16 protein-coding genes and 1 other annotated feature are annotated in these 20,544 nt (G+C 46.0%); of the genes, 2 read left to right on the forward strand and 14 right to left on the reverse strand.

The window, feature by feature from the left end:
• Nucleotides 1-57 precede the first annotated feature (57 nt).
• The 3 genes from ACSQ8O_RS20720 to ACSQ8O_RS20730 form a co-directional block, all read right to left on the reverse strand.
• On the reverse strand, nt 58-2,718 hold the full coding sequence (locus tag ACSQ8O_RS20720; RefSeq protein ID WP_436243192.1) for a valine--tRNA ligase: 2,661 nt from the start codon (nt 2,716-2,718) through the stop codon (nt 58-60).
• A gap of 55 nt (nt 2,719-2,773) precedes the next feature.
• Nucleotides 2,774-3,033: a binding site (T-box leader), on the reverse strand.
• A gap of 187 nt (nt 3,034-3,220) precedes the next feature.
• A complete protein-coding gene (locus ACSQ8O_RS20725; protein ID WP_436243193.1) occupies nt 3,221-4,348 on the reverse strand; it encodes a LysM peptidoglycan-binding domain-containing protein in 1,128 nt (375 codons plus the stop codon).
• Nucleotides 4,349-4,464: 116 nt separating this feature from the next.
• On the reverse strand, nt 4,465-5,352 hold the full coding sequence (locus ACSQ8O_RS20730; RefSeq protein WP_436243194.1) for an RluA family pseudouridine synthase: 888 nt from the start codon (nt 5,350-5,352) through the stop codon (nt 4,465-4,467).
• 265 nt (nt 5,353-5,617) lie between these two features.
• Here ACSQ8O_RS20730 and ACSQ8O_RS20735 point away from each other — a divergent pair, with 265 nt between their 5' ends.
• Nucleotides 5,618-7,105: a phosphodiester glycosidase family protein gene (locus ACSQ8O_RS20735; protein WP_436243195.1), complete on the forward strand. Its 1,488-nt coding sequence runs from the start codon at nt 5,618-5,620 to the stop codon at nt 7,103-7,105.
• A 538-nt stretch (nt 7,106-7,643) separates the two neighbouring features.
• On the opposite strand, the gene hemL is transcribed toward ACSQ8O_RS20735, so the two are convergent.
• Entirely contained in the window at nt 7,644-8,942 is a 1,299-nt protein-coding gene (gene hemL / locus ACSQ8O_RS20740) for a glutamate-1-semialdehyde 2,1-aminomutase (RefSeq protein ID WP_436243196.1), read from the reverse strand.
• 81 nt (nt 8,943-9,023) lie between these two features.
• Here hemL and ACSQ8O_RS20745 point away from each other — a divergent pair, with 81 nt between their 5' ends.
• A complete protein-coding gene (locus tag ACSQ8O_RS20745) occupies nt 9,024-9,683 on the forward strand; it encodes a Crp/Fnr family transcriptional regulator (protein ID WP_056610330.1) in 660 nt (219 codons plus the stop codon).
• A gap of 2 nt (nt 9,684-9,685) precedes the next feature.
• On the opposite strand, the gene hemG is transcribed toward ACSQ8O_RS20745, so the two are convergent.
• The 10 genes from hemG to ACSQ8O_RS20795 all read right to left on the reverse strand — a co-directional run bounded on the left by hemG (nt 9,686) and on the right by ACSQ8O_RS20795 (nt 20,493).
• Entirely contained in the window at nt 9,686-11,131 is a 1,446-nt protein-coding gene (gene hemG, locus ACSQ8O_RS20750) for a protoporphyrinogen oxidase (RefSeq protein ID WP_436243197.1), read from the reverse strand.
• A complete protein-coding gene (hemH, locus tag ACSQ8O_RS20755; RefSeq protein WP_436243198.1) occupies nt 11,128-12,075 on the reverse strand; it encodes a ferrochelatase in 948 nt (315 codons plus the stop codon). Before hemH ends, hemG begins: the two co-directional genes overlap by 4 nt.
• 1 nt (nt 12,076) lies before the next feature.
• Nucleotides 12,077-13,141, reverse strand: coding sequence for a uroporphyrinogen decarboxylase (gene hemE, locus ACSQ8O_RS20760; RefSeq protein WP_436243199.1), 1,065 nt, complete (start codon nt 13,139-13,141; stop codon nt 12,077-12,079).
• Nucleotides 13,142-13,299: 158 nt separating this feature from the next.
• Nucleotides 13,300-14,292, reverse strand: a complete 993-nt coding sequence (hemB, locus tag ACSQ8O_RS20765) for a porphobilinogen synthase (protein WP_171630405.1) — start codon at nt 14,290-14,292, stop codon at nt 13,300-13,302.
• Nucleotides 14,289-15,839, reverse strand: a complete 1,551-nt coding sequence (cobA, locus tag ACSQ8O_RS20770) for a uroporphyrinogen-III C-methyltransferase (RefSeq protein ID WP_436243200.1) — start codon at nt 15,837-15,839, stop codon at nt 14,289-14,291. The genes hemB and cobA overlap by 4 nt, the downstream gene beginning before the upstream one ends.
• Nucleotides 15,839-16,783, reverse strand: a complete 945-nt coding sequence (gene hemC, locus ACSQ8O_RS20775) for a hydroxymethylbilane synthase (RefSeq protein ID WP_436243201.1) — start codon at nt 16,781-16,783, stop codon at nt 15,839-15,841. The genes cobA and hemC overlap by 1 nt, the downstream gene beginning before the upstream one ends.
• Before the next feature lie 13 nt (nt 16,784-16,796).
• Nucleotides 16,797-17,510 (reverse strand): precorrin-2 dehydrogenase/sirohydrochlorin ferrochelatase family protein, encoded by a 714-nt coding sequence (locus ACSQ8O_RS20780; RefSeq protein WP_436243202.1) that lies wholly within the window; start codon nt 17,508-17,510, stop codon nt 16,797-16,799.
• A gap of 26 nt (nt 17,511-17,536) precedes the next feature.
• On the reverse strand, nt 17,537-18,367 hold the full coding sequence (locus ACSQ8O_RS20785) for a cytochrome C assembly family protein (RefSeq protein WP_436243203.1): 831 nt from the start codon (nt 18,365-18,367) through the stop codon (nt 17,537-17,539).
• 32 nt (nt 18,368-18,399) lie between these two features.
• Nucleotides 18,400-19,803, reverse strand: coding sequence for a glutamyl-tRNA reductase (gene hemA, locus ACSQ8O_RS20790; protein ID WP_436243204.1), 1,404 nt, complete (start codon nt 19,801-19,803; stop codon nt 18,400-18,402).
• Nucleotides 19,804-19,956: 153 nt separating this feature from the next.
• Nucleotides 19,957-20,493: a hypothetical protein gene (locus ACSQ8O_RS20795; RefSeq protein WP_236290203.1), complete on the reverse strand. Its 537-nt coding sequence runs from the start codon at nt 20,491-20,493 to the stop codon at nt 19,957-19,959.
• Nucleotides 20,494-20,544: the final 51 nt, after the last annotated feature.

Below are 20,544 nucleotides of genomic sequence, written 5' to 3' on the forward strand. Positions count from 1 at the left end.
TTTTACTATATGAATCGCCAAGTAGACGAACCTAGGCAATCGTATAATTTACGTTCCTTATGCCTTTAACTCCGCTAATCGAGCGATAACTTTATCCCGTTTGTCTGCATAATCAGCAAGCTTGGCTTTCTCTTCTTCGATGACTTTGGCTGGCGCCTTAGCTACAAAACCTTCATTACCCAGTTTCTTCTCGATGCGCTCAACTTCACCATGTAAGGATTGCAGCTCTTTGTCCAAGCGTGCAAGCTCTTGCGTGATATCGATCAAGCCCGCTAATGGCAAGTAAAGCTCTGCCCCCGTGATAATCGATGTCATTGCTTTGTCAGGTGCTGTCATTGTAAGGTCAATTTCAAGAAGAGACGTGTTACAGAAACGTTTCAGATATTCTTCATTTTTGCTGAGAATGTCCTGTGTCTCTGCACTAGCTGGTTTGATCAAGAGCTCAACTTTCTTACTCATCGGCACATTCACTTCAGCACGGATATTACGAACGGAACGAATCGCTTCCATCAAAAGCTCCATCTCCCGAATCGCATCCGGCGCTTCGAAAGCGACATTCTCAGTCGGCCAAGCCGCGAGTGTAATCGTGTCCCCAACATGCGGCAAGTGCTGCCAAATTTCCTCAGAAATGAATGGCATGAACGGATGAATCAAACGTTGCGTTTGATCTAATACATAAGCTAGAACCGATTGTGTCTGCTTTTTCGCCGCTGCATCCGTACCATATAAGCTCAGTTTACTGAACTCAATGTACCAGTCACAGAGATCATCCCAGATGAAGTTATAAAGTAGACGGCCGGTTTCGCCGAACTCATAGCTATCAATTAGACGAGTCACATCACGAACGGTTTCATTCAAACGATGCAATATCCACCGATCCGCTGTCCCTAATGAGCCTGTCAAATCAATATCTGCTGCGTTTACGCCTTCCAAATTCATCAGAGCAAATCGAGATGCGTTCCAAATCTTATTGGCAAAATTACGAGCTTGCTCAACTCGCTCCCAACGGAAGCGCAAATCTTGACCCGGCGTGCTGCTCGTAGAAATCATATAGCGCATCGCATCCGCGCCGTATTTCTCGATCACTTCCAACGGATCAACGCCGTTTCCGAGCGATTTGGACATTTTGCGTCCTTCTGAATCACGAACAAGTCCATGCATGAGCACATCTTTAAATGGAATTTGATCCGTAAATTCGAGTCCTTGGAAAATCATCCGAGCGACCCAGAAGTAAATGATATCGTAACCAGTAACGAGGACACTCGTCGGATAGAAACGCTTCATATCCTCAGAATCATTCGGCCACCCTAAAGTGGAGAAAGGCCATAGCGCCGAGCTGAACCATGTATCCAGTACATCGTTATCTTGGTTAAGATTCGCACTTTGACAATGGGAGCAAGCAGTAGCATCCTCGCGAGCTACAGTGATTTGACCACAATCCGCACAGTGCCAAGCAGGAATTCGGTGACCCCACCATAGTTGACGGGAAATACACCAGTCACGCACATTTTCAATCCAGTTCAAATACGTTTTCTCGAAGCGATCGGGTACAAAATTAACACCCTTGCCTGATTTTTGTGCTTCAATCGCTTGATCAGCGAGCGGCTGCATTTTCACGAACCATTGGGTAGACAAGTAAGGCTCAATTACAGCACCGCTGCGCTCACTATGTCCAACTTGATGAACGTGCTCTTCGATTTTGATTAGAACACCTTGCTCTTTCAAATCAGCAACGATTTGCTTACGGCACTCGAAACGGTCTTGCCCCTGATATGGGCCGGCATTCGCGTTCATCGTTCCCGTTTCGTCCATAACTAGAATTTGCGGCAGATTGTGACGCTTTCCTACTTCGAAATCGTTCGGATCATGCGCAGGCGTAATTTTTACCGCGCCGCTTCCGAATTCTTTTTCAACATAATCGTCTGCAATAATCGGAATTTCACGGTTAACAATCGGTAGCAGCAAAGACTTCCCTATGAGATGCTTATAGCGCTCATCCTTCGGATGAACAGCTACCGCTGTGTCCCCCAGCATCGTCTCAGGACGCGTTGTAGCGACAACGATTGAACCTGATCCGTCTGTTGTTTCATATTTCAAATGGTACAGCGCACCTTGAACTTCCTTGTATTCTACTTCAATATCCGAAAGTGCTGTGCGTGCCGCTGGATCCCAGTTAATAATATAGTTGCCGCGATAAATGAGACCCTTTTCAAACAAGCTTACGAAAACTTCACGAACCGCTTGCGAAAGCCCTTCATCCAATGTGAAGCGTTCACGTGAATAATCAAGCGAGAAGCCCATTTTGGCCCATTGCTCACGAATCGTATCCGCGTATAATTCTTTCCACTCCCAGACCTTCTCTAAGAATTTCTCACGCCCGAGATCATAACGTGTTTGTCCTTGTTCGCGCAGCTTCTGCTCTACACGTGTTTGTGTAGCAATACCAGCATGGTCAGAACCAGGCAGCCACAGCGTGTCAAAGCCCTGCATCCGCTTCGTACGAATAAGAATATCTTGCAGTGTAAAATCTAGTGCATGCCCGATGTGCAGCATCCCTGTTACGTTCGGTGGCGGTATTACAATGGTATAGGTTTCCGCATCAGGACGGTTACCTGCCTTGAAAAATTCATTCTTAATCCAGTAGTCGTACCATTTACGCTCCGCTTCTTTCGGGTCGTACGTGGTAGGCATTTCCGTTTGTAACTTCGTTTCGGTCATAAAAGTACCTCCATATCTGGTTAGTTGTTATAAACACAAAAAAACCTTTCGCCCCAAAAAGGACGAAAGGTATAGCTTCCGTGGTACCACCTTCATTTCATGCGACTTGCCCCAATAGCAAATAACATGACACTTAAACAGATAACGGCTGCGACCGGAAAATGCTAATGCAGGCGAGAAATGAAACTCGGCGATTGCACTCACATTTACTGCTCCAGGGCGACTTCGATCGGATGTATCCTGAGGAACCTCTCAGCGCTGCAGTTCCACTCTCTGAAGGGCGTTCCGACTACTACTCCCTATCTTTGCAATTCCATATGTTGGTTTGAAAATGAGTTACACTATATGATATCGAATTATCGACACATAGTCAATAATTTCGACGCCTATTATAAGGATTATTTTCTAGTATTGGATGAAACGGTGGAATTTATACGAGATCAAACATAAAGAGCCCCCAGCCGCTATCAGCAGCCAGAAGCTCTTGCCTATGTATCATTATTTATTTGGGTAAATAAATAACTTGCCCCACAACAATATCCTGATCGCCTAGACGATTCATCAATTGAAGCTCACGCGTTGTCAGCTGATAGCGCTTCGCGATGGATTCTAAGGTGTCGTCCTTCTGAACGATACATAGTTTGAGCTTCCTGAACTCTTGTGACTCCGATCTGCTCTGAAGGAATAATCGCCGCCACTCTACTGCATCTATCCGCGATTCCGCCTCAAGAGCCGCTTGCGCCTCAGCTTCCGCAAGCCGCTTGTCGGAAAGATACGTGCCTGCCTTAGATAATAGCGATTTGATGCCATACGGGTTAACCTCCACGGCGTCCGTTGCCTTCTTGCCAAAGGCAACTTTCAGTTCCTTTTTTTCCTCCGTAACGACGGTACTATCAGCATGCGGAGTCACTTTCAGCTCGATTTGTTCAAATTCCACACCTACCGTGTCGTCTCCCGAAAAGGATTCAGGCTGAGACGCAACGACGGTTGGTTCTGGTGCAGCTGCAATCAACGTTGGTGTTGGCGTAGGTAAAGGTGTAGGAAGAACAGGTGTTGGTGTTGGTGCTGGTGGTGGTTGAATCACTTGTTGAACTTGTTGAACTGGTTGAACCTGTGGTTCTTGAACAAACGGTGCTGGTGTAGGTTCTGGTGTAGGTGCTGGTGTAGATTCTGATGCGTAAGGCATGATGGGCTCGGAGCGCGGGTACTCAATTTGATGGACAAAAGTAACCTCTTCTTCCTCTCGCCAGCTTTCTTGCGGCACAGAAACCATTTCTACACCTTGCAAGGATAGTACACCAGTTACATTTAGACTTCGTGCCGATAAAAGGTCGATATCAAAATTCTCGATCTCCACCTGAATATCTTCTACACGATGAATGCGATTCAAGGGTAGCGTAATTTCAACAGGAATTAAATGCTCAAGCGTGCGAGGGCTGCCGCCTTCTTCACTAAAGTAGTTACCTGTAAGTAGTAGATTCCCCTTTAAGATCGCTTGATCATCCAGCGTTATTACTTGAATATGCGGAAGCAATTCTACCTCATTCAATTCTTGTATAGCTGCCAAATTCTCCTGCAAATGCACACGTTCATAAATATCAAAGCGTAACCCTGGTTGTTGTTCAGACACCGAATGAATCCTCCCTTCCGTTAATTCGAAACATAAAGCAGCTCCGAATTGTTGGGTGATATACTTGATTGTCTCTAAAAGTATATGGGTGGATGAGGCCAGGCATGACTACATTTTTAATTCATTGACATTTGATCCAACAACATCTTGAAATCTAGTGGATACGGTGCTTGTACAACGACCTCATTTTGCGTGATCGGATGCTTAAATAGAAGTCGTTCTCCATGCAGGGCTTGTCGTTGAAACAAACGTGAAGAACCTCCATATAAAGTATCACCTACGAGTGGATGCCCTAAATGGCTGAGATGGACTCGAATTTGATGTGTTCTGCCCGTCTCTAGCTCCACTTCCACGAGTGCCCCTGCTTTCATTTGTTGAACGACACGGTAATGTGTAACTGCTTGATCCCCATTGGGAGCCACTCTTCGCTTCCCTGGCTGATGACGATCCTTGCCGATCGGTTCATCAATCCATCCTTCTTTTTCTTTGAAAATTCCATGAGCTAGCGCAATATAGCGTCTATCGATTTGTTTTTCTCGCATGGCCTCATCTAATAGGACATGCGCCCATTCATTTTTGGCATAAAGTACAACGCCCGTCGTATCTTGATCTAGACGATGTATATGCCGAACGCCGCATGCTTGTCCTGTCGCTTCATAATAGTGAGCTACCGCATTGGCAAGTGTCCCTCCTTGACCAGCTTCAGATGGATGGACAGACTTACCAGCTGGTTTATTCACGACTAGAGTGAACTCATCTTCAAATAAAACGTCTAATGGGTAAGATTCAGGTTTAAACGCCGCCTTTTCCTGAGGAAAAACCTTAAGCTGAATCGTATTATTGTCTATGCGAATAAATCCCTGGGAAGCTAATCGCAAGAAAAATTTGCGAGGCACCGGCAGATAAGCCGCTAATTCTTCAACAGCGCCAGGTTTAAGCGGTTTCCATTGCTCATTCGGAAGCGGTAACTCCAACCATTCTCCATTGCGCGACCAAGTAATCATGATTTCAAGCCTTTACGAAATGATAGAAAGATTGCTAGCAGAATGAGTAGAAATACAAAAACAATCGCCATAAGGTCGATTGGGAAATCAAAAAAGTAATAACGTTTCATAGTTAGAACGAGCTCCTTAAGAAAGAGGGATGAAGTACACTTTATTTTAACAATTACCATTACCATTTGCATGCAAAAATATGATACTATTATTCTTGTATTGTTTTTTTTCGACATTTTCTATCATTTTATTAATAGAGCAGGAGAGGTTTACCTTGGGTAGTTCAATTGCAAATCATTTTCGGAATTATAGTTGGCTGAAGCGGACTTTACTCGTTATAGCAGTATGTACATTTTTAAGTTCTAGCTTTCTATTTCTAACCCCGCCAGGGACATTCATTCGTGAGTATTTGGCCAAAACCGTCATAACAACGCAGCACCGCGACTGGGCCTGGATCTTTGTAGGTGCACAGCGTCGAGATCAAATGGTTCTCGAAATGCAGAATTTAACGGAAGTTAACTCGATCGAGAAACAAGATATTGAGGCTGTTCAGTTTAATACAAACCGCCCCATTGAGAGTCTCGTCAAAGTAGAAGATATTTCAGGCACCCTGTGGAAGGGTAAACGAATGTATGTATATGATCCACGATCAATCCGTGTTGTTGTTCCTTCCAAACAAGGTGAGGGTGAACGAATTACAGCCATGGTTCAACGCACAGGTGCTGTTGCCGGTGTCAATGGCGGTGGCTTCAATGATCCTGACGGCCTTGGAAACGGATTTGCCCCAATCGGTGCTATTATGTCCGGTGGAGAAATTCTTTATACCGACCAAGAGGGAAGCAACCCGCAACAAATTGTTGGTTTCACGAACGAAGGAACACTCATTATCGGAAAATATACGATTAACGAATTACTGAAACTTGGCGTCTCTGAAGCAGTTTCCTTCTATCCACGAGTTATCGCGAACGGTAAACCGCTTATTACAAGCGGTGATGGCGGCTGGGGACGTGCACCGCGTACAGCAGTTGGACAAAAAGCTGACGGTACGGTTATCTTTATCGTCATTGATGGCCGTCAAACATCAAGTGTTGGTGCTACACTGAAAGAAGTTCAGGATCTTTTCTTAGAAGACGATGTCATCAACGCTGGATTCCTTGATGGCGGAGCATCTTCTGAAATGGTTTATAATAATGCACTCATTACAAAACCATCTAGCCGTTATGGCGAGCGTCGCTTACCTTCAGCTTTCTTAGTATTCGATCATCCTGAGAAAGTCGAAGTGAAGAACATTTGGGCTGGCTTAACGACGATTGATGCAGGCGGTGCTTCAACTCACCCCGAATTCTTGAAAGAACAAGCAGAACTGAAGGCGCAAGGTAAATTACCTACACCAACGCCGAAAGCAACACCAACACCATCTGTTAAACCAGAAAACACAGCAGAATCTGGCAAAGCTGGCGGGTCGTCTTCAACTACCGACTCGACGAAGCCGAACTCGACGGATAAGCCGTCAACTGGAACACCGACGAATACAACTAGCCCAACACCAACAAATACAGGCAACCCTACACCGACTCCAACGCCTACACCAACACCAAGTAGTGGGAATAATACAGGTGGAAATAACACGGGTACTACGAAGCCAACGACGACCACAACAACGTCGCCTACACCGAGTCCCACACCGAAACCTGCAACGAATGGAACAGAGACTTCACCTAACACATCTACATCTACTTCTCCAACAGCTAAACCGAACTAGAACGTTCTATCCTAGTTAAAAAACCAGTTAGCATCTTATTTTTTCGGATGTTAGTTGGTTTTTTTTGCGGGTACATCTAGTTGCCACACGAATTGTTATGGCTAACATATCGTTCAAAGCTTGGAGAAGGAGGAGCATAGCACTAGCACCACCAAGAAGCGATAAACATCGTCTGAGCGGCATTTCAGTGTTCGCATCCCTTTTCTGCGTCCCATGTACGCTCCTATTTCCGCGACCCTCATCCCTGCATCCATACCGGTCGCACAATTGTGCTAACTGGAAAATATACAGCTAATTACGATATATTTCCTCGAAAACTCGATATAACTGTAAAATATGCAGTTAAAAATGCCTCTTTTGTTCCGATTGGGTAAAATGGATAAAATTAACTGGAAGAAATCCATCTATTCTGCGTTTGAGCGGATAATCCCAAAATTTAAATGTATAGTATCCATCTATTTGCCTGGAGCACATGACCTTTAATAAAAGGGCAGCCCTCACGTAGAACATTCTACGGAGGGCTGCCTCTTTCTTAATTTTATAAACGTTTTAAGGCTTCGCGATGAGCCTCAATCGTTGTTTCAATATCCGCATCGGAATGCACCGTAGACACAAACATCCCCTCAAACTGCGAAGGTGCAACGGAAACACCTAAATCCAATAGGTTACCGAAATAGGCATTAAATCGGCCAAGGTCGGATGTTTTGGCTGTGTCGTAGTTGGTGACTGCCATCTCCGTGAAAAACGGACAAACCATGGAGCCTACACGATTGATCGTGCTGGCAATACCGAATTCAGCAGCATTCGCAGCAAAGCCTGCTTCTAGTCTAGCTGACTTGCGTTCCAGTTCCTCATAAACATTCGGCTCGCCTAGTAAGGACAACGTTGCGAAACCAGCTGCCATGGCAAGTGGGTTACCCGATAACGTACCTGCTTGGTAAATCGGACCCGCAGGAGCAATCTGCTCCATGATGTCTAAACGGCCGCCATAAGCACCTACAGGAAGCCCGCCGCCGATAACTTTACCTAGACATGTTAAATCAGGGGTTACGCCGTATAAACCTTGTGCACAGTTCTTATGCACGCGGAAACCGGTCATAACCTCATCAAAAATCAACAAGGAGCCATACTGCTTAGTAATGTCACGCAGACCTTGCAAGAAGCCATCTGCTGGAGGAACAACCCCCATATTCCCTGCAATGGGTTCAACGATAAGCGCGGCAATTTCTTCTCCAAACTTTTCAAAAACAAGCTTCACGGAATCCAAATCATTATAAGGCACAGTAATGGTGTTAGACGCTACGCTGTTTGGTACACCAGGACTATCTGGTAATCCAAGTGTAGCAACCCCAGACCCAGCCTTAATCAACAAAGCATCCGCATGCCCATGATAGCTTCCTTCGAATTTCACGATCTTGTCGCGCTTCGTGAATCCACGAGCTAGGCGCAACGCACTCATGGTAGCTTCTGTCCCCGAATTGACCATGCGAACCATATCAATGGACGGTACGCGTTCAATAACAAGCTTTGCCATCTCAGTTTCGAGCAACGTCGGTGCTCCGAAGCTTGTCCCCTTAATTGCTGTAGCGTGGATCGCTTCCAAAACCTTTGGATGAGCATGACCTACGATGAGTGGTCCCCATGAACCCACATAATCAATAAACGTATTTCCATCAATATCCGTTACTCGCGCGCCAGATCCACTCTCCATGAATAACGGTGTTAAGCCCACCGATTTAAAAGCACGAACTGGACTGTTGACTCCTCCAGGAATCAACTTTCTTGATTCTTGGAAAGCAGCCGCTGACAGTTTGTCGATTCTGCTCGAATTTACCATTATTTAGCCCCCGATGACGTGATCTTGTGATAAAATAAGGTCATATCCTACCATTAACTACCTATAAAGGCGGTACAACCTATGCTAGAGCATATCAAGAAAGTTCCTTTATTTGCCCAACTTAGCGAGCATCAATTGAACGCCCTTATTGAGATTTGTACAAGACGTACTTATAAAGCAGGCACGATCCTTTTTCAAGAAAAAGAAATCGGTTCTGTCTTCTATATGGTACTTAGCGGTTCCGTTAAAATTTATACAACAAGCCAAGCAGGTGAGGAAAAAATACTGTCGATCTGCAAAACCAGCGAAAGCTTCGGCGAGCTGTCTCTCATTGATGGCAAACCACGTTCTGCCTCAGCTCAAACCTTAGAAGAATGCACACTCCTAACAATAACCGGCCAAAGCTTCCTTGAACTGCTTCGTAATCATTTTGACATTAGCCTAGGTATCATGCAAGAACTTAGTAATCGTCTACGCGATACGAATCAACAAGTCTATGATTTAACCTTCGTAGATGCAAGAACACGCGTCATTAAAAGTTTGATCAAAATGGCGAACTCGCACGGTCTGCGTAAAGGCACCACTATCGTCATTAAGCTTGTCCTTAACTTTGATGAAATCTCCCAGCTAGCTGGGGTTCAGAAATCAACGCTCATGCAAGTCATACGTGATCTCGAAGAGAAGAAAATCTTGACCATCTCAGCCAGTGAATTCACTTTGGAGTTGACTAAGCTCCGATAATATTATCGTGTTAGAACAAGATCAGCAAGCTGATTTGCCGCTTCTTTTCCTTGCCGTATGCAATCAGGTAGTCCTACGCCATGAAACCCTGCCCCCGTGACCAGTACTCGCGGCATGGCTGCAGTTAGTTCTTTTTTGAAATTCGCGATCGCCTCTAAATGGCCAACAGGGTATTGCGGCATGGAATGCATCAACCTCGTCACTTCAACAAAACCAGGTTCAGCTGTAATATCAAGCAGATCAGCTATATCATGCCGTGCTTTACTGATTAATTGCTCATCGGACCATGCTGGCCATTCCTGCTCACCAGAACGACCAATATAACAACGAAGCAGCACCTTGCCTTCTGGAGCAGCATGCAGCCACTTCGCTGAGGTTAACGTACACGCTGTAATGGTATAGCCCTCATGCTTAGGAACGAGGAAACCAGAGGCATCCAGTTCAAATGGAATATCTTTACGATCGAAGGCCATAATCACATTAGCTACCGATATATAATCAATCTTTGCTAGCTTGCTTGCAGCTGGCAGCTCCGAAAGCAGCTTCGCCACTTGATACGTTGGCGTCGTCAAGATGACCCCGTCAACGAGCTCACGCTGACCATCCTCAAAGACTACTTCTGTTTGTCCCCCATCCACACTACACACCGAAACAACGCTAACTCCTGTACGTAAATCAACGGTAGTACGCATGGCATCAACCAAACCTGTCACTAAGGATTCGAGCCCTCGCTTAAACGTTACAAAGACTGAATTGCGAACAGCCGCAGGTAAATGCGCGCTTTCCTCGGTCACATTTTTGCGGCTTGCCATCATCCCAAGAATTAAACTTCGGTTCTTCTGCTCCATGGCCCGAAACTGCGGGAAAGTGGATTTCAAGCTCAATTTATACGTATCCCCGGCGTAGATCCCTGCAAGCAGAGGCTCAACAATACGCTCAAGCACTTCCTTACCAAGTCGGCGCTCCAGAAAATGTCCAAGCGACTCGTCATCTGTGACATCCCGCTTCGGTTTAATCAAGTCCATCGCAGCGCGAAGCTTGCCGAGTGGTGAAATAAGGCCTGTCTTCATAAATGGTGTCATTTGAGTCGGAATTCCCAGAACCAAGCCTGGAGGCATACGATGCAGCTTTCTCCCGCGAACGATGTAAGTTTTCTTCGCTTTCGGATTCGTACCTGTCAGCTCATTTTCCATTCCTAAATCATAAGCCAAATCAATAATCGGACGTTTACGAGCTAGGAAGGAATCTGGCCCCTTTTCAATTACAAAGCCGTCACGCTCAATCGTATGAATTTTCCCGCCAAATGACGGTGATTTCTCGACAACAGAAATACGAAAGGGGGCACCTCCACCATCAGCTTCCGTCATCAGTTTTTTCAAATAAAAAGCAGCACTTAACCCCGTAATACCCCCGCCAATAATCATATAATGAGGCACGTTGTTACTCATTGTGAACCAGCTGCCTCTTGCCATTTCTTGTAGACAACATCACTTAAGGTTTCCATATATAGAGGATCCGTGTTGAGCGACTCTGTACGTTCCAAATGAACGCCTAGCTCTTTCGCCAGCCCTTGCGCTTCAATATCGATATCATAAAGGACTTCTAAATGATCGGAAACGAAACCGATTGGACAGAGGAGTATCTTATCCACGCCTTCTTCTTGTTTAATCGTACGCATGACATCCATAATGTCTGGACCTAACCATGTCATTGCTGTCTGGCCCGCACTTTGCCAACCAAACTGCCAATTCGTAAGACCAACCCGCTCAGCAAGCGCTTTGGAGGTAGCTAGCAATTGATCTGGGTACGGATCCTTCATTTCCAGAATTTTCTCAGGCAAGCTATGCGCTGTAAAGATGACTCTCACGTTATCCCGATCCGCCTCAGCAAATTTCCCCAAAGCTTTCTCTACACGTGTTTGCAGAGCATCCAGCAGCTTTCCATGGAGGTGATAATCCAGAACGAAAGTCATCTTAAGACCTAACGCTTCCGCCTTATCCTTCGCTCTCTTCACATAACCACCAACACTCATCGTCGAGTAATGAGGCGCTAGAACGACCCCTACAGCCTCTGTGATGCCGTCTTTAACCATTTGCTCAACACCATCTTCTACGTATGGCTGAGCGTGCTTTAGGCCTTGGTAGCAGACAAATTCAAGCTCAGGATGCTCTTGACGAAGCGTAGCTTCGAGCCCTTTCACTTGTTTATTCGTATTTTCACGCAGCGGGAAGAAGCCACCGACAATAGCCTCATAACGCGTCGTTAATTCATGCAATTGCTCAGGGGTCGGCGGATGACCACGACGGATATGCGTATAGTACGCTTCAACTTGATCTAGACTTTCCGGCGTACCGTACGACATCACTAAGACACCAATGCGTGTTTTGGTCATGTTAAACACCACTCTTTCCAGCTTGCTGGGTTAAAACGGAATGCGAATAGGAATGAACAAACGTTGTTAATTCTTTCAATTTCTCCAACGATGCTTCTGGGAATAATCCATGTCCTAGGTTGAAAATAAAACCTGGCTGCTTCATCCCTTCATCCATAATCGCTTTCGCTTGCGCTTCAATCACACTCATCGGCGCTGTTAGAATATAGGGATCTAAGTTCCCTTGCACCGCATATCGGTTCTGTAATCTTTCACGACCAACAGAAATCGGTACACGCCAATCCAAACCAACCACATCCGCTTGAATCGTTGTCAGATACGGCAGCAATTCACCTGAACTTACACCAGGAAAATAAATCTTCGGTTCTTTCAAATCCGATAACTCTTTGAAAATCCGCATCATCGTTGGACGTACGTAGACGTCGAAATCAGCTGGAGAGAGTGCCCCCACCCAGCTATCGAATACTTGAACAGCTTTCGCCCCATTAGCGATATGTGCACGCAGATACGTGATAACCATATCCCCAAGCTTATCCATTAAGGCGAACCAGACTGCTGGTTCAGAATACATCATTTGCTTCGTACGAATATAGCTCTTGGAGGGTCTGCCCTCAATCAAATAGCTGGCGATCGTAAATGGCGCACCTGCAAACGAAATCAACGGAACCTCTAATTCTTTATCTAAAATACGAATCGTTTGAAGAATGTGGGACAAGTCCTTCTCCACATCAATTGGACGAAGTCGTTCAACATCTTGTGCCGTACGAACCGGCGTATGTATCACAGGACCGATATCTTTCACAATATCAAAATCAACACCCAACGAAGCCACTGGGTTCATAATATCCGAATACAAAATCGCGGCATCTACGCCAAGCTTTTTGATCGGCATCATCGTTACTTCAGCAGCAAGTTCTGGTTGCTGACAAATTTCTAACAAGGAGTACTTTTCCTTGATCTTACGGTAGTCCGGGTCGTAGCGACCCGCTTGACGCATATACCACACAGGCAGCGTATCAACCTTTTCTTTCCGGCATGCTTTAATAAAATTATCGTTATAACTCATGAGGCACCTTCCTCTTGTTTCCATCTATTCTCATCCATTATGCCCTAATTATACCCCTCTCACAACCAAGGTAAGCTTACCTATTGCGACAAAAGTATGACAAAAGAACCACCCGGACTCCGTTGTACATCACAGAGGACAAATGGTTCATGATCTCCTTACTTTTGCAAGTAGCGAGCGATATCTTTAGCGAAATAGGTCAGGATAATATCTGCTCCTGCACGTTTGAAGCTTGTCATCGTTTCCATCACAATCGCTTCTTCATTCACCCAACCTTGCTGAGCAGCAGCCTTCACCATGGCGTACTCTGCACTCACATTATAAGCGACAACTGGCAAGTCGAAGTTATCCTTCAGCATGCGGATAATGTCCATGTAAGCGAGCGCTGGCTTCACCATTAAGAAATCTGCTCCCTCGATGACGTCGCTTGACGCTTCACGAAGGGCCTCACGACCGTTAGCCGGATCCATTTGATACGTTTTCCGATCACCGAATTGCGGTGTGGAATGCGCAGCATCACGGAACGGCCCGTAGTAGGCCGAAGCATATTTGACGGAATATGCCATGATCGGCGTGTTCTCATAACCAGCTTCATCAAGTCCAGCACGAATGGCTTGCACATAACCATCCATCATATTGGACGGAGCGATAATATCCGCACCTGCTTTGGCCTGGGAGACAGCTGTACGAACGAGTAGTTCCAGAGAAGGATCATTCGCGACATCTGCTTGCCCTGTAATCGGATGGTGATGAATGACGCCGCAATGACCTGTATCGGTAAATTGACATAAACACGTATCTGCGATAATCAGCAAGTTAGGGTTGAGCTCTTTAATAAAGCGCGTTGCTTGCTGTACGATACCGTCATCCATGAATGCGGATGTTCCGGTTGCATCTTTATAATCAGGTACACCGAACAAGAGAATCGCTTGGATACCCAATTGCGTGATTTCATCGATTTCCTCTTTCACACGATCGAGTGAGAAATGATACACACCAGGCATCGAGGCAATTTCTGACTTTACATTTGTACCATGAGTAACAAAGATCGGTTGAACGACATCGTTCACTGTCACTTGATTCTCACGAACAAGATTACGAATGGCTGCATTTCCGCGTAAGCGGCGGTTACGAACGATTGGAAAACTCATGATGGATTTCCGCCTCCTTGAATCATGCTTTGTACCAAAGAAGCCACTGTTGCTTCTTCAGCCGTATATGTGATCGACAGTCCTGCTTGTAAGACAGTCTCTGCCGTTTTGGGACCAATAACTGCGATTTCCACGCCTTGCAACAACGATAACGGATCTTCCATACCGAGTTGCTTTAGCGCTTCAAGTAAATTCGTAACGGTCGATGAACTTGTAAAAGTAATGATATGAATGCTTTGATTCTGCAAAAGATGAATAATCTCTTCTCCGTCATCGGTGGTCAGTACATTCTCGTACACATCCACTTCAGTAACTTCGAGGCCGAGCTCCTTTAATTTAGACGGTAAATATTCACGTGCTAAATCTGCTGTCGGCAGCAACACTTTCTGACCTGCGTTCAAATCCCCTTGAATGGCATCTAGGATACCTTCCCCATGATACTTAGCCGGTAGGACGTCTGCGATGATACCACGCTCAGCGAGCGCCTCAGCGGTCTTAGGACCTACTGCAGCAATTCGTGCGTTCCCCATTCTGCGAACATCAATACCTAATTCACGCAGTCTGCGGAAAAAGAATTCAACACCATTTGCACTCGTTAGCACAATCCAGTCAAACTCCTGAAGTCTCTCTAATGCGAGATCCAATGCTTGCCTAGCTTCTTGGCGACTTGGCGGCTGTAAACGAATGACTGGGAATTCGACGGGTTCTCCACCCAAATCATCGATCAGATCCACAAGTTCACTCGCTTGACTCCGAGCTCTCGTGACAAGTACTCTCTTGCCAAACAGCGGCTTCTTCTCCATCCAAGCCAGCTTCTCACGAAGTTTAACTACCTCACCCACGATGATGACGGCTGGAGATTTGAAGTTCGCTTCTCTTACTTTTTCTGTGATATCTGCAAGTGTACCTGTAATCGTCGCTTGATCCGCCCATGTTCCCCATCGCACTAAGGCAACAGGCATTTCTGGCGGCTTCCCACAACGAATTAACTCACGGCATATTTGCTCTAAATTGGCAACGCCCATCAGGAACACCATCGTCCCAATCGCTTTGGCCAGATGCTCCCAGTTTAAGCTGGAATACGTTTTATTCGGATACTCATGGCCCGTTACAATCGCAACGGACGACGTGAAATCGCGATGTGTGACAGGAATACCCGCATAAGCTGGAACAGCAATCGAGGAGGTGATTCCTGGGATAATATCATACGTTATCCCGTTATCTGCCAACAGCTCGGCTTCTTCACCAACGCGACCGAATACACTCGGATCTCCACCTTTAAGACGTGTTACGATCTTCCCTTGCAAAGCCAAATCCACAAGCAACTGATTGATTTCTTCTTGCTTTAAAATATGTTTATCCGGCAGCTTGCCAACAAAGATGAGTTCTGCTTCTGGTCTACGATGCTTCAATAAGCGTGGATTCGCCAGTCGATCATATACGATGACATCAGCTCTTTGGATCGCTTCCATCCCGCGTACCGAGATGAGCTTAGGATCTCCAGGACCCGCTCCAACAAGAAAAACTCTTCCTTTGTTCACAGCCATCACTCCCTCACCTCAGCTAGAATCTTCTCGGCTCCTCGTGCGATGAGCTTCTCTGCGACTAACGCGCCCAACGCTTCCGGATCGTTCCCGGAAGCCGTCTCCTTGAGCATGGTCACGCCGTCCGGCGTCCCGACCATCCCGGTTAGGGTCAGCAGCGGAATGTCGTCTCCGCTGCTGCGCTCAACGCTCGCGTATGCGCCGAGCGGCACCTGGCAGCCTCCGTTGAGTCTGCCGAGGAAAGCCCGCTCCGCTCGCACCGCGAGCGCCGTTGGCTCGTGCTGGAACTTGCCCAGCAAGTCCAGCACGAAAGCGTCGTTGCCGCGGCACTCGATGCACAGCGCTCCCTGCCCTACGGCAGGGAGGCAGAGCTCGGGCGGCAAGTAGGCACTGATGCGATCTTGCCAGCCGATTCGGTGAAGACCGGCGGCAGCAAGCATAATCGCATCGAAATTCTCTTCTTCGAGCTTGCGCAGCCTCGAATCAATATTGCCCCGGATCGACTCGATCCGGAGGTCCGGGCGGTGATGCTGCAGCTGGCTTGCACGGCGCAGCGAGCTTGTGCCGACGAGCGCGCCCTGCGGCAGCTCGTCAAGGGATTTGCCGCCGCGCGTGATCAATGCATCGCGCGGATCTTCGCGCTTGGGAATCGCGCCTACAACGAGACCTTCGGGCAGCTCGAAAGGCATGTCCTTCATGCTATGAACGGCGATATCAATCTCGCCGTCCGTCAGTGCTTGTTCGATTTCCTTCACGAACAGGCCCTTACCTCCAACCTTGGATAACGTGACGTCCAGAATCCGATCGCCCTTCGTAACAATTTTCTTAATTTCAAATTGACATTCGATACCATGTTCGGCAGCAAGCTGCTTCAAAAGTTCAACAGCTTGTCCTGTTTGAGTCAGCGCTAAAGCACTTTGTCTTGTCCCTACAATTATCGTTTTCATTCGTCTCCGCCTCCTATACGTGCTGCCCAATCTCATTGATGAAAGACCAAGAAGGCCGTCCACTCTCTACTTCCTGTTGCTCTTGTGATTGCATCCAAGCTTCGCCATGTAAGGCTAGGTTGAACTTCTCTTTCCAGTCTTCAAACTTGCCTTCTCGGATCAAAGGCATGAGATCCCACGCCAGCATGTCTTTAAATAGACCCTGCCTTGCTTTTTTATCCTTCACGCGTTCTTGGATGAACAAGCGAGTTTCACTGAGAAAATCCAAATAAATTTCATACTCATCACCATAGGTCTTGTCGATCTCTTTGGCAATCTTACGCGCTGCTGATGGACTAGCTCCACCAGTGGAGACTGTAATGACCAACTTGCCACGACGAACAACGGAAGGTAGGATAAACGAGCTTAGTTCTGGTTTATCTACAATATTGACGAGCACATCATGCACATTCGCATCCTGTGCGATCTGTCTATTGACTTGTGCATCGTTCGTCGCCGCAATGACTAATGCGAATTGTGCCTCACCATGGGCTAACCATATCGCTTCATCATAGGGCTGTTTCTTCACGATCAAATTCGGTTGATGCCCCAGCTCTAGAATTCCAACCGTGAACGCTGGACTGACAATCGTCACCTCGGCACCAGCCGCAAGTAACGATCGTAATTTTCGTTCTGCTATTGGACCTCCGCCAACAATCAAGCACCGGCGTCTTGCTAAATTCATCATAACGGGAAAAGGATGCTGCCAACCATTTAGCTCCATATCCACCCGTGAAAATCAGAAACAAGGTTCGAAACAACGAAATTCAATACGACGATACAGAAAGCTGCCAAATTCCAAACAGCTAGCTTATTCCCCGAAATCCGCATGGATTTATGTTGAAATAAGTAAAAGGCATAGGCTGCCAAAACGAAGAAAGAATTGATTACTTTGGGGTCATAGAGAAGATTGCGATTTCCTTCAAGCACGACCCACACCACACCAAGACTTAAAGCCATTAGAAGCAACGGCCCCCCGATAATGACCGACAAATACGTATAATGTTCAATTTTCTCAAGAGATGGCAGTCTCATAACAGCCTGAGAGAAATTTTTACTCTTCAACCTTGCATGTAAAAATATGTACATCCCTGAAAAAATTGCGGCTACTGAAAAGGCGGCATAGCTGCCAATCGCTAACGAAATATGAATGAATAATAGCTCATCATTGATGTCCCAATCGGATTTGATCGGCACGACATGCGGATTTCCAAATATATTCAGTGCAAGAATCGCAAAGCCAAGTACATTCACAAAAAAAACGAACAATTCAATTCGAAAAAAACGGTTGACGATCAATGAAATCGTTACAATCAGCCACGAAAACATAAAAAGTACATCAGATCGTACGAAAGCCCATTCCGTCAAATGACCGTATAAACTGATAGCCAAGTAAGCAGTTTGCAAAACCCATACAAACAAAAGCAGCCCCGTCCCCATCCGTTTCGCGCTCCGGCTCGCATTGGCGAAATCCGAAAAGTAAAACAGTAGGCTCAGGGCATACATATAAATCATCGCATCAAACAACCAGCTACGTGTAACCATGGCACCTCTCCTAGGCGGTTAGCGCCTTTTTATCAAGATGGGGCTAGAATATCCGCGTTTTGCAAACTACGAACGGACAGCTTCTCATCCAACGTTTGTTTACTTTCCACTTTGTTAAAGCCTAACTCCAGCTCTTGTGCTATTTGATCTGCCTGTTCTTGTTGTTTAAGCGTATCTTCTAATGCGAAAAGCTTGGTGAAAATTTCAAGAGCATCGTCGCCATGGCGCTCTCCTGCCATCTCTTTGATTCGTAAGATCGGATCACGCAACACTTGATTCACGATACTCTTCGTTAATTTGCGAATCACCTTAATTTCACGCTCATCCAAATCAGTCAACTTATTCAGCATGTTCTCCATGGTTTCTTCGTGAATCTGATTCGCTTTCGTTTGCAAAGCACTAATCAGCGGACTGACGCCAAGTGTCTTCGTCCATTGGTCAAAGGCAGCGATTTCGGACGTGATCATGACCTCAATCTTAGCCGCTTCTTTCTTTCTCTCCTGCAAATGCTTATCCACAATATGCTCCAAATCATCAATATCGTAGAGGAACACATTAGGCAAGCCACTAATCTCAGGATCCAGATCCCGCGGAACCGCGATATCCATCATGAAAAGCGGACGTGATTTTCTTTTTTGCACATAAGTTTGAATATCCTTCTTCGTCAGAACGTATCCAGGTGCTCCAGTCGAGCTAATGATAATATCAACCTCAGGTAAATATTTCGGCATTTCCTCTAGTGTGCAAGCCACACCGCTAAATTTGCCGGCTAAATCCATAGCTCTTTCCAACGTGCGATTCACAACGATAACTTTGTTTGCACCATTTGCATACAAATGCTTCACGGTCAACTCGCTCATCTTACCCGCACCAATAATCATAATGGTTTTGTTCATGTAGCTTCCGAAGATCCGCTTACCGAGTTCTACAGCCGCATAACTGATGGAGACTGGATTATTACTGATACCCGTCTCTGAATGTGCTTTCTTCGCAAGTGTTATCGCTTGTTTAAACAGCGTGTTGAAATAAGAGCCCGTTGCTTTCAATTGTTGAGATGCTAAAAAAGCATCCCTCACTTGACCGAGAATCTGAGTTTCCCCAATGACCATCGAATCAAGCCCCGTTGTTACACGGAACAAATGCTCATTTGCCTTGTCATTCTCATACATATATAAATGCTTCTGGAACTCATCCTTCTTCACATGAAACCAACGCTCAAGGAAGTGCGTCAAGTAATGACTGCACAATTGAGGTCGATCCACGACAGCATAAATTTCGGTGCGATTGCAAGTGGCAACAATGACACATTCCAAGATGCTTTTCGTCTCTTTCAATTCGGCGATTGCCTTCGGTAGGTCTTGATCTGAGAACGCAAACTTCTCACGAATTTCTACCGGGGCTGTCCGATAATTCAAACCAACTGCGATAATATGCATTGTTACCACCTGCCTTTCCGTCTATTTAGAATCATTATAGCACAGCATTTCAGACATTCCGACAAAATATTTGAATAAATTATGAATGCTTTGGTACTGTTCGTTAGTTTTAACAGCTCCGTGCTCCTCTATACCTCATACAAGCAGAATCCCCTATTGCAGGCCTTTTTTTCTTAAAAAGGACGTCATTTCGCGATCTAGTTTCGATAACTCAGTATTCTGCGATGAAATGATATCGCCGTTCGAGGCCATCATTTTCTCATAGACCTCATACATGTGCCCAAATTGCTTTTGAGCTTCCTTCAATGTTAATGTCTCATCCGCTTTCAGTGCTCTCACGCCACCGAGCTGCAACCTCTGTATGTACTGGCTTAGTTGGTTCATGAAGCTAAGTGAGCTTAACTCCTCTTTTCCCCCTGCTGCCAAAATTAATCGCTCATGCGTGTATTCCGCTGAGTACAGTGCTCGTCTCACTGGATCGAGCTCATTCGTACTTTTACTCTGAGAGGCTTCTTCTAGACTGCTCTTCAATATTTCCATTTGAAATAAGGATACTTGGAACAGTAAATGTGTAGCATCGTGATCTTCCTTTTGATGACCTAACATTTGGACGAGTTGATAAATAGGCCAAATGATGAGAAAGAGAACAACGACATACAGCACCAATTTCCTAATGATTTTATGCTTCAAGCTTCTTCCCCCACCTCAAGTGAACTGGACATGTATCGCCAATATCATTGT

The organism is Paenibacillus sp. LjRoot56 (assembly GCF_964253335.1).
In the GTDB taxonomy this organism is placed as follows: Bacteria; Bacillota; Bacilli; order Paenibacillales; family NBRC-103111; genus Paenibacillus_E; species Paenibacillus_E allorhizoplanae.

Excerpts from the sequence above, each read along its gene's own strand:
- ACSQ8O_RS20720 (WP_436243192.1), bottom strand. The coding sequence starts at position 2,718 with ATGACCGAAACGAAGTTACAAACGGAAATGCCTACCACGTACGACCCG.
- ACSQ8O_RS20730 (WP_436243194.1), bottom strand. The coding sequence starts at position 5,352 with ATGATTACTTGGTCGCGCAATGGAGAATGGTTGGAGTTACCGCTTCCG.
- hemL (WP_436243196.1), bottom strand. The coding sequence starts at position 8,942 with ATGGTAAATTCGAGCAGAATCGACAAACTGTCAGCGGCTGCTTTCCAA.
- ACSQ8O_RS20745 (WP_056610330.1), top strand. The coding sequence starts at position 9,024 with ATGCTAGAGCATATCAAGAAAGTTCCTTTATTTGCCCAACTTAGCGAG.
- hemG (WP_436243197.1), bottom strand. The coding sequence starts at position 11,131 with ATGAGTAACAACGTGCCTCATTATATGATTATTGGCGGGGGTATTACG.
- hemH (WP_436243198.1), bottom strand. The coding sequence starts at position 12,075 with ATGACCAAAACACGCATTGGTGTCTTAGTGATGTCGTACGGTACGCCG.
- hemE (WP_436243199.1), bottom strand. The coding sequence starts at position 13,141 with ATGAGTTATAACGATAATTTTATTAAAGCATGCCGGAAAGAAAAGGTT.
- hemB (WP_171630405.1), bottom strand. The coding sequence starts at position 14,292 with ATGAGTTTTCCAATCGTTCGTAACCGCCGCTTACGCGGAAATGCAGCC.
- cobA (WP_436243200.1), bottom strand. The coding sequence starts at position 15,839 with ATGGCTGTGAACAAAGGAAGAGTTTTTCTTGTTGGAGCGGGTCCTGGA.
- hemC (WP_436243201.1), bottom strand. The coding sequence starts at position 16,783 with ATGAAAACGATAATTGTAGGGACAAGACAAAGTGCTTTAGCGCTGACT.
- ACSQ8O_RS20780 (WP_436243202.1), bottom strand. The coding sequence starts at position 17,510 with ATGATGAATTTAGCAAGACGCCGGTGCTTGATTGTTGGCGGAGGTCCA.
- ACSQ8O_RS20785 (WP_436243203.1), bottom strand. The coding sequence starts at position 18,367 with ATGGTTACACGTAGCTGGTTGTTTGATGCGATGATTTATATGTATGCC.
- hemA (WP_436243204.1), bottom strand. The coding sequence starts at position 19,803 with ATGCATATTATCGCAGTTGGTTTGAATTATCGGACAGCCCCGGTAGAA.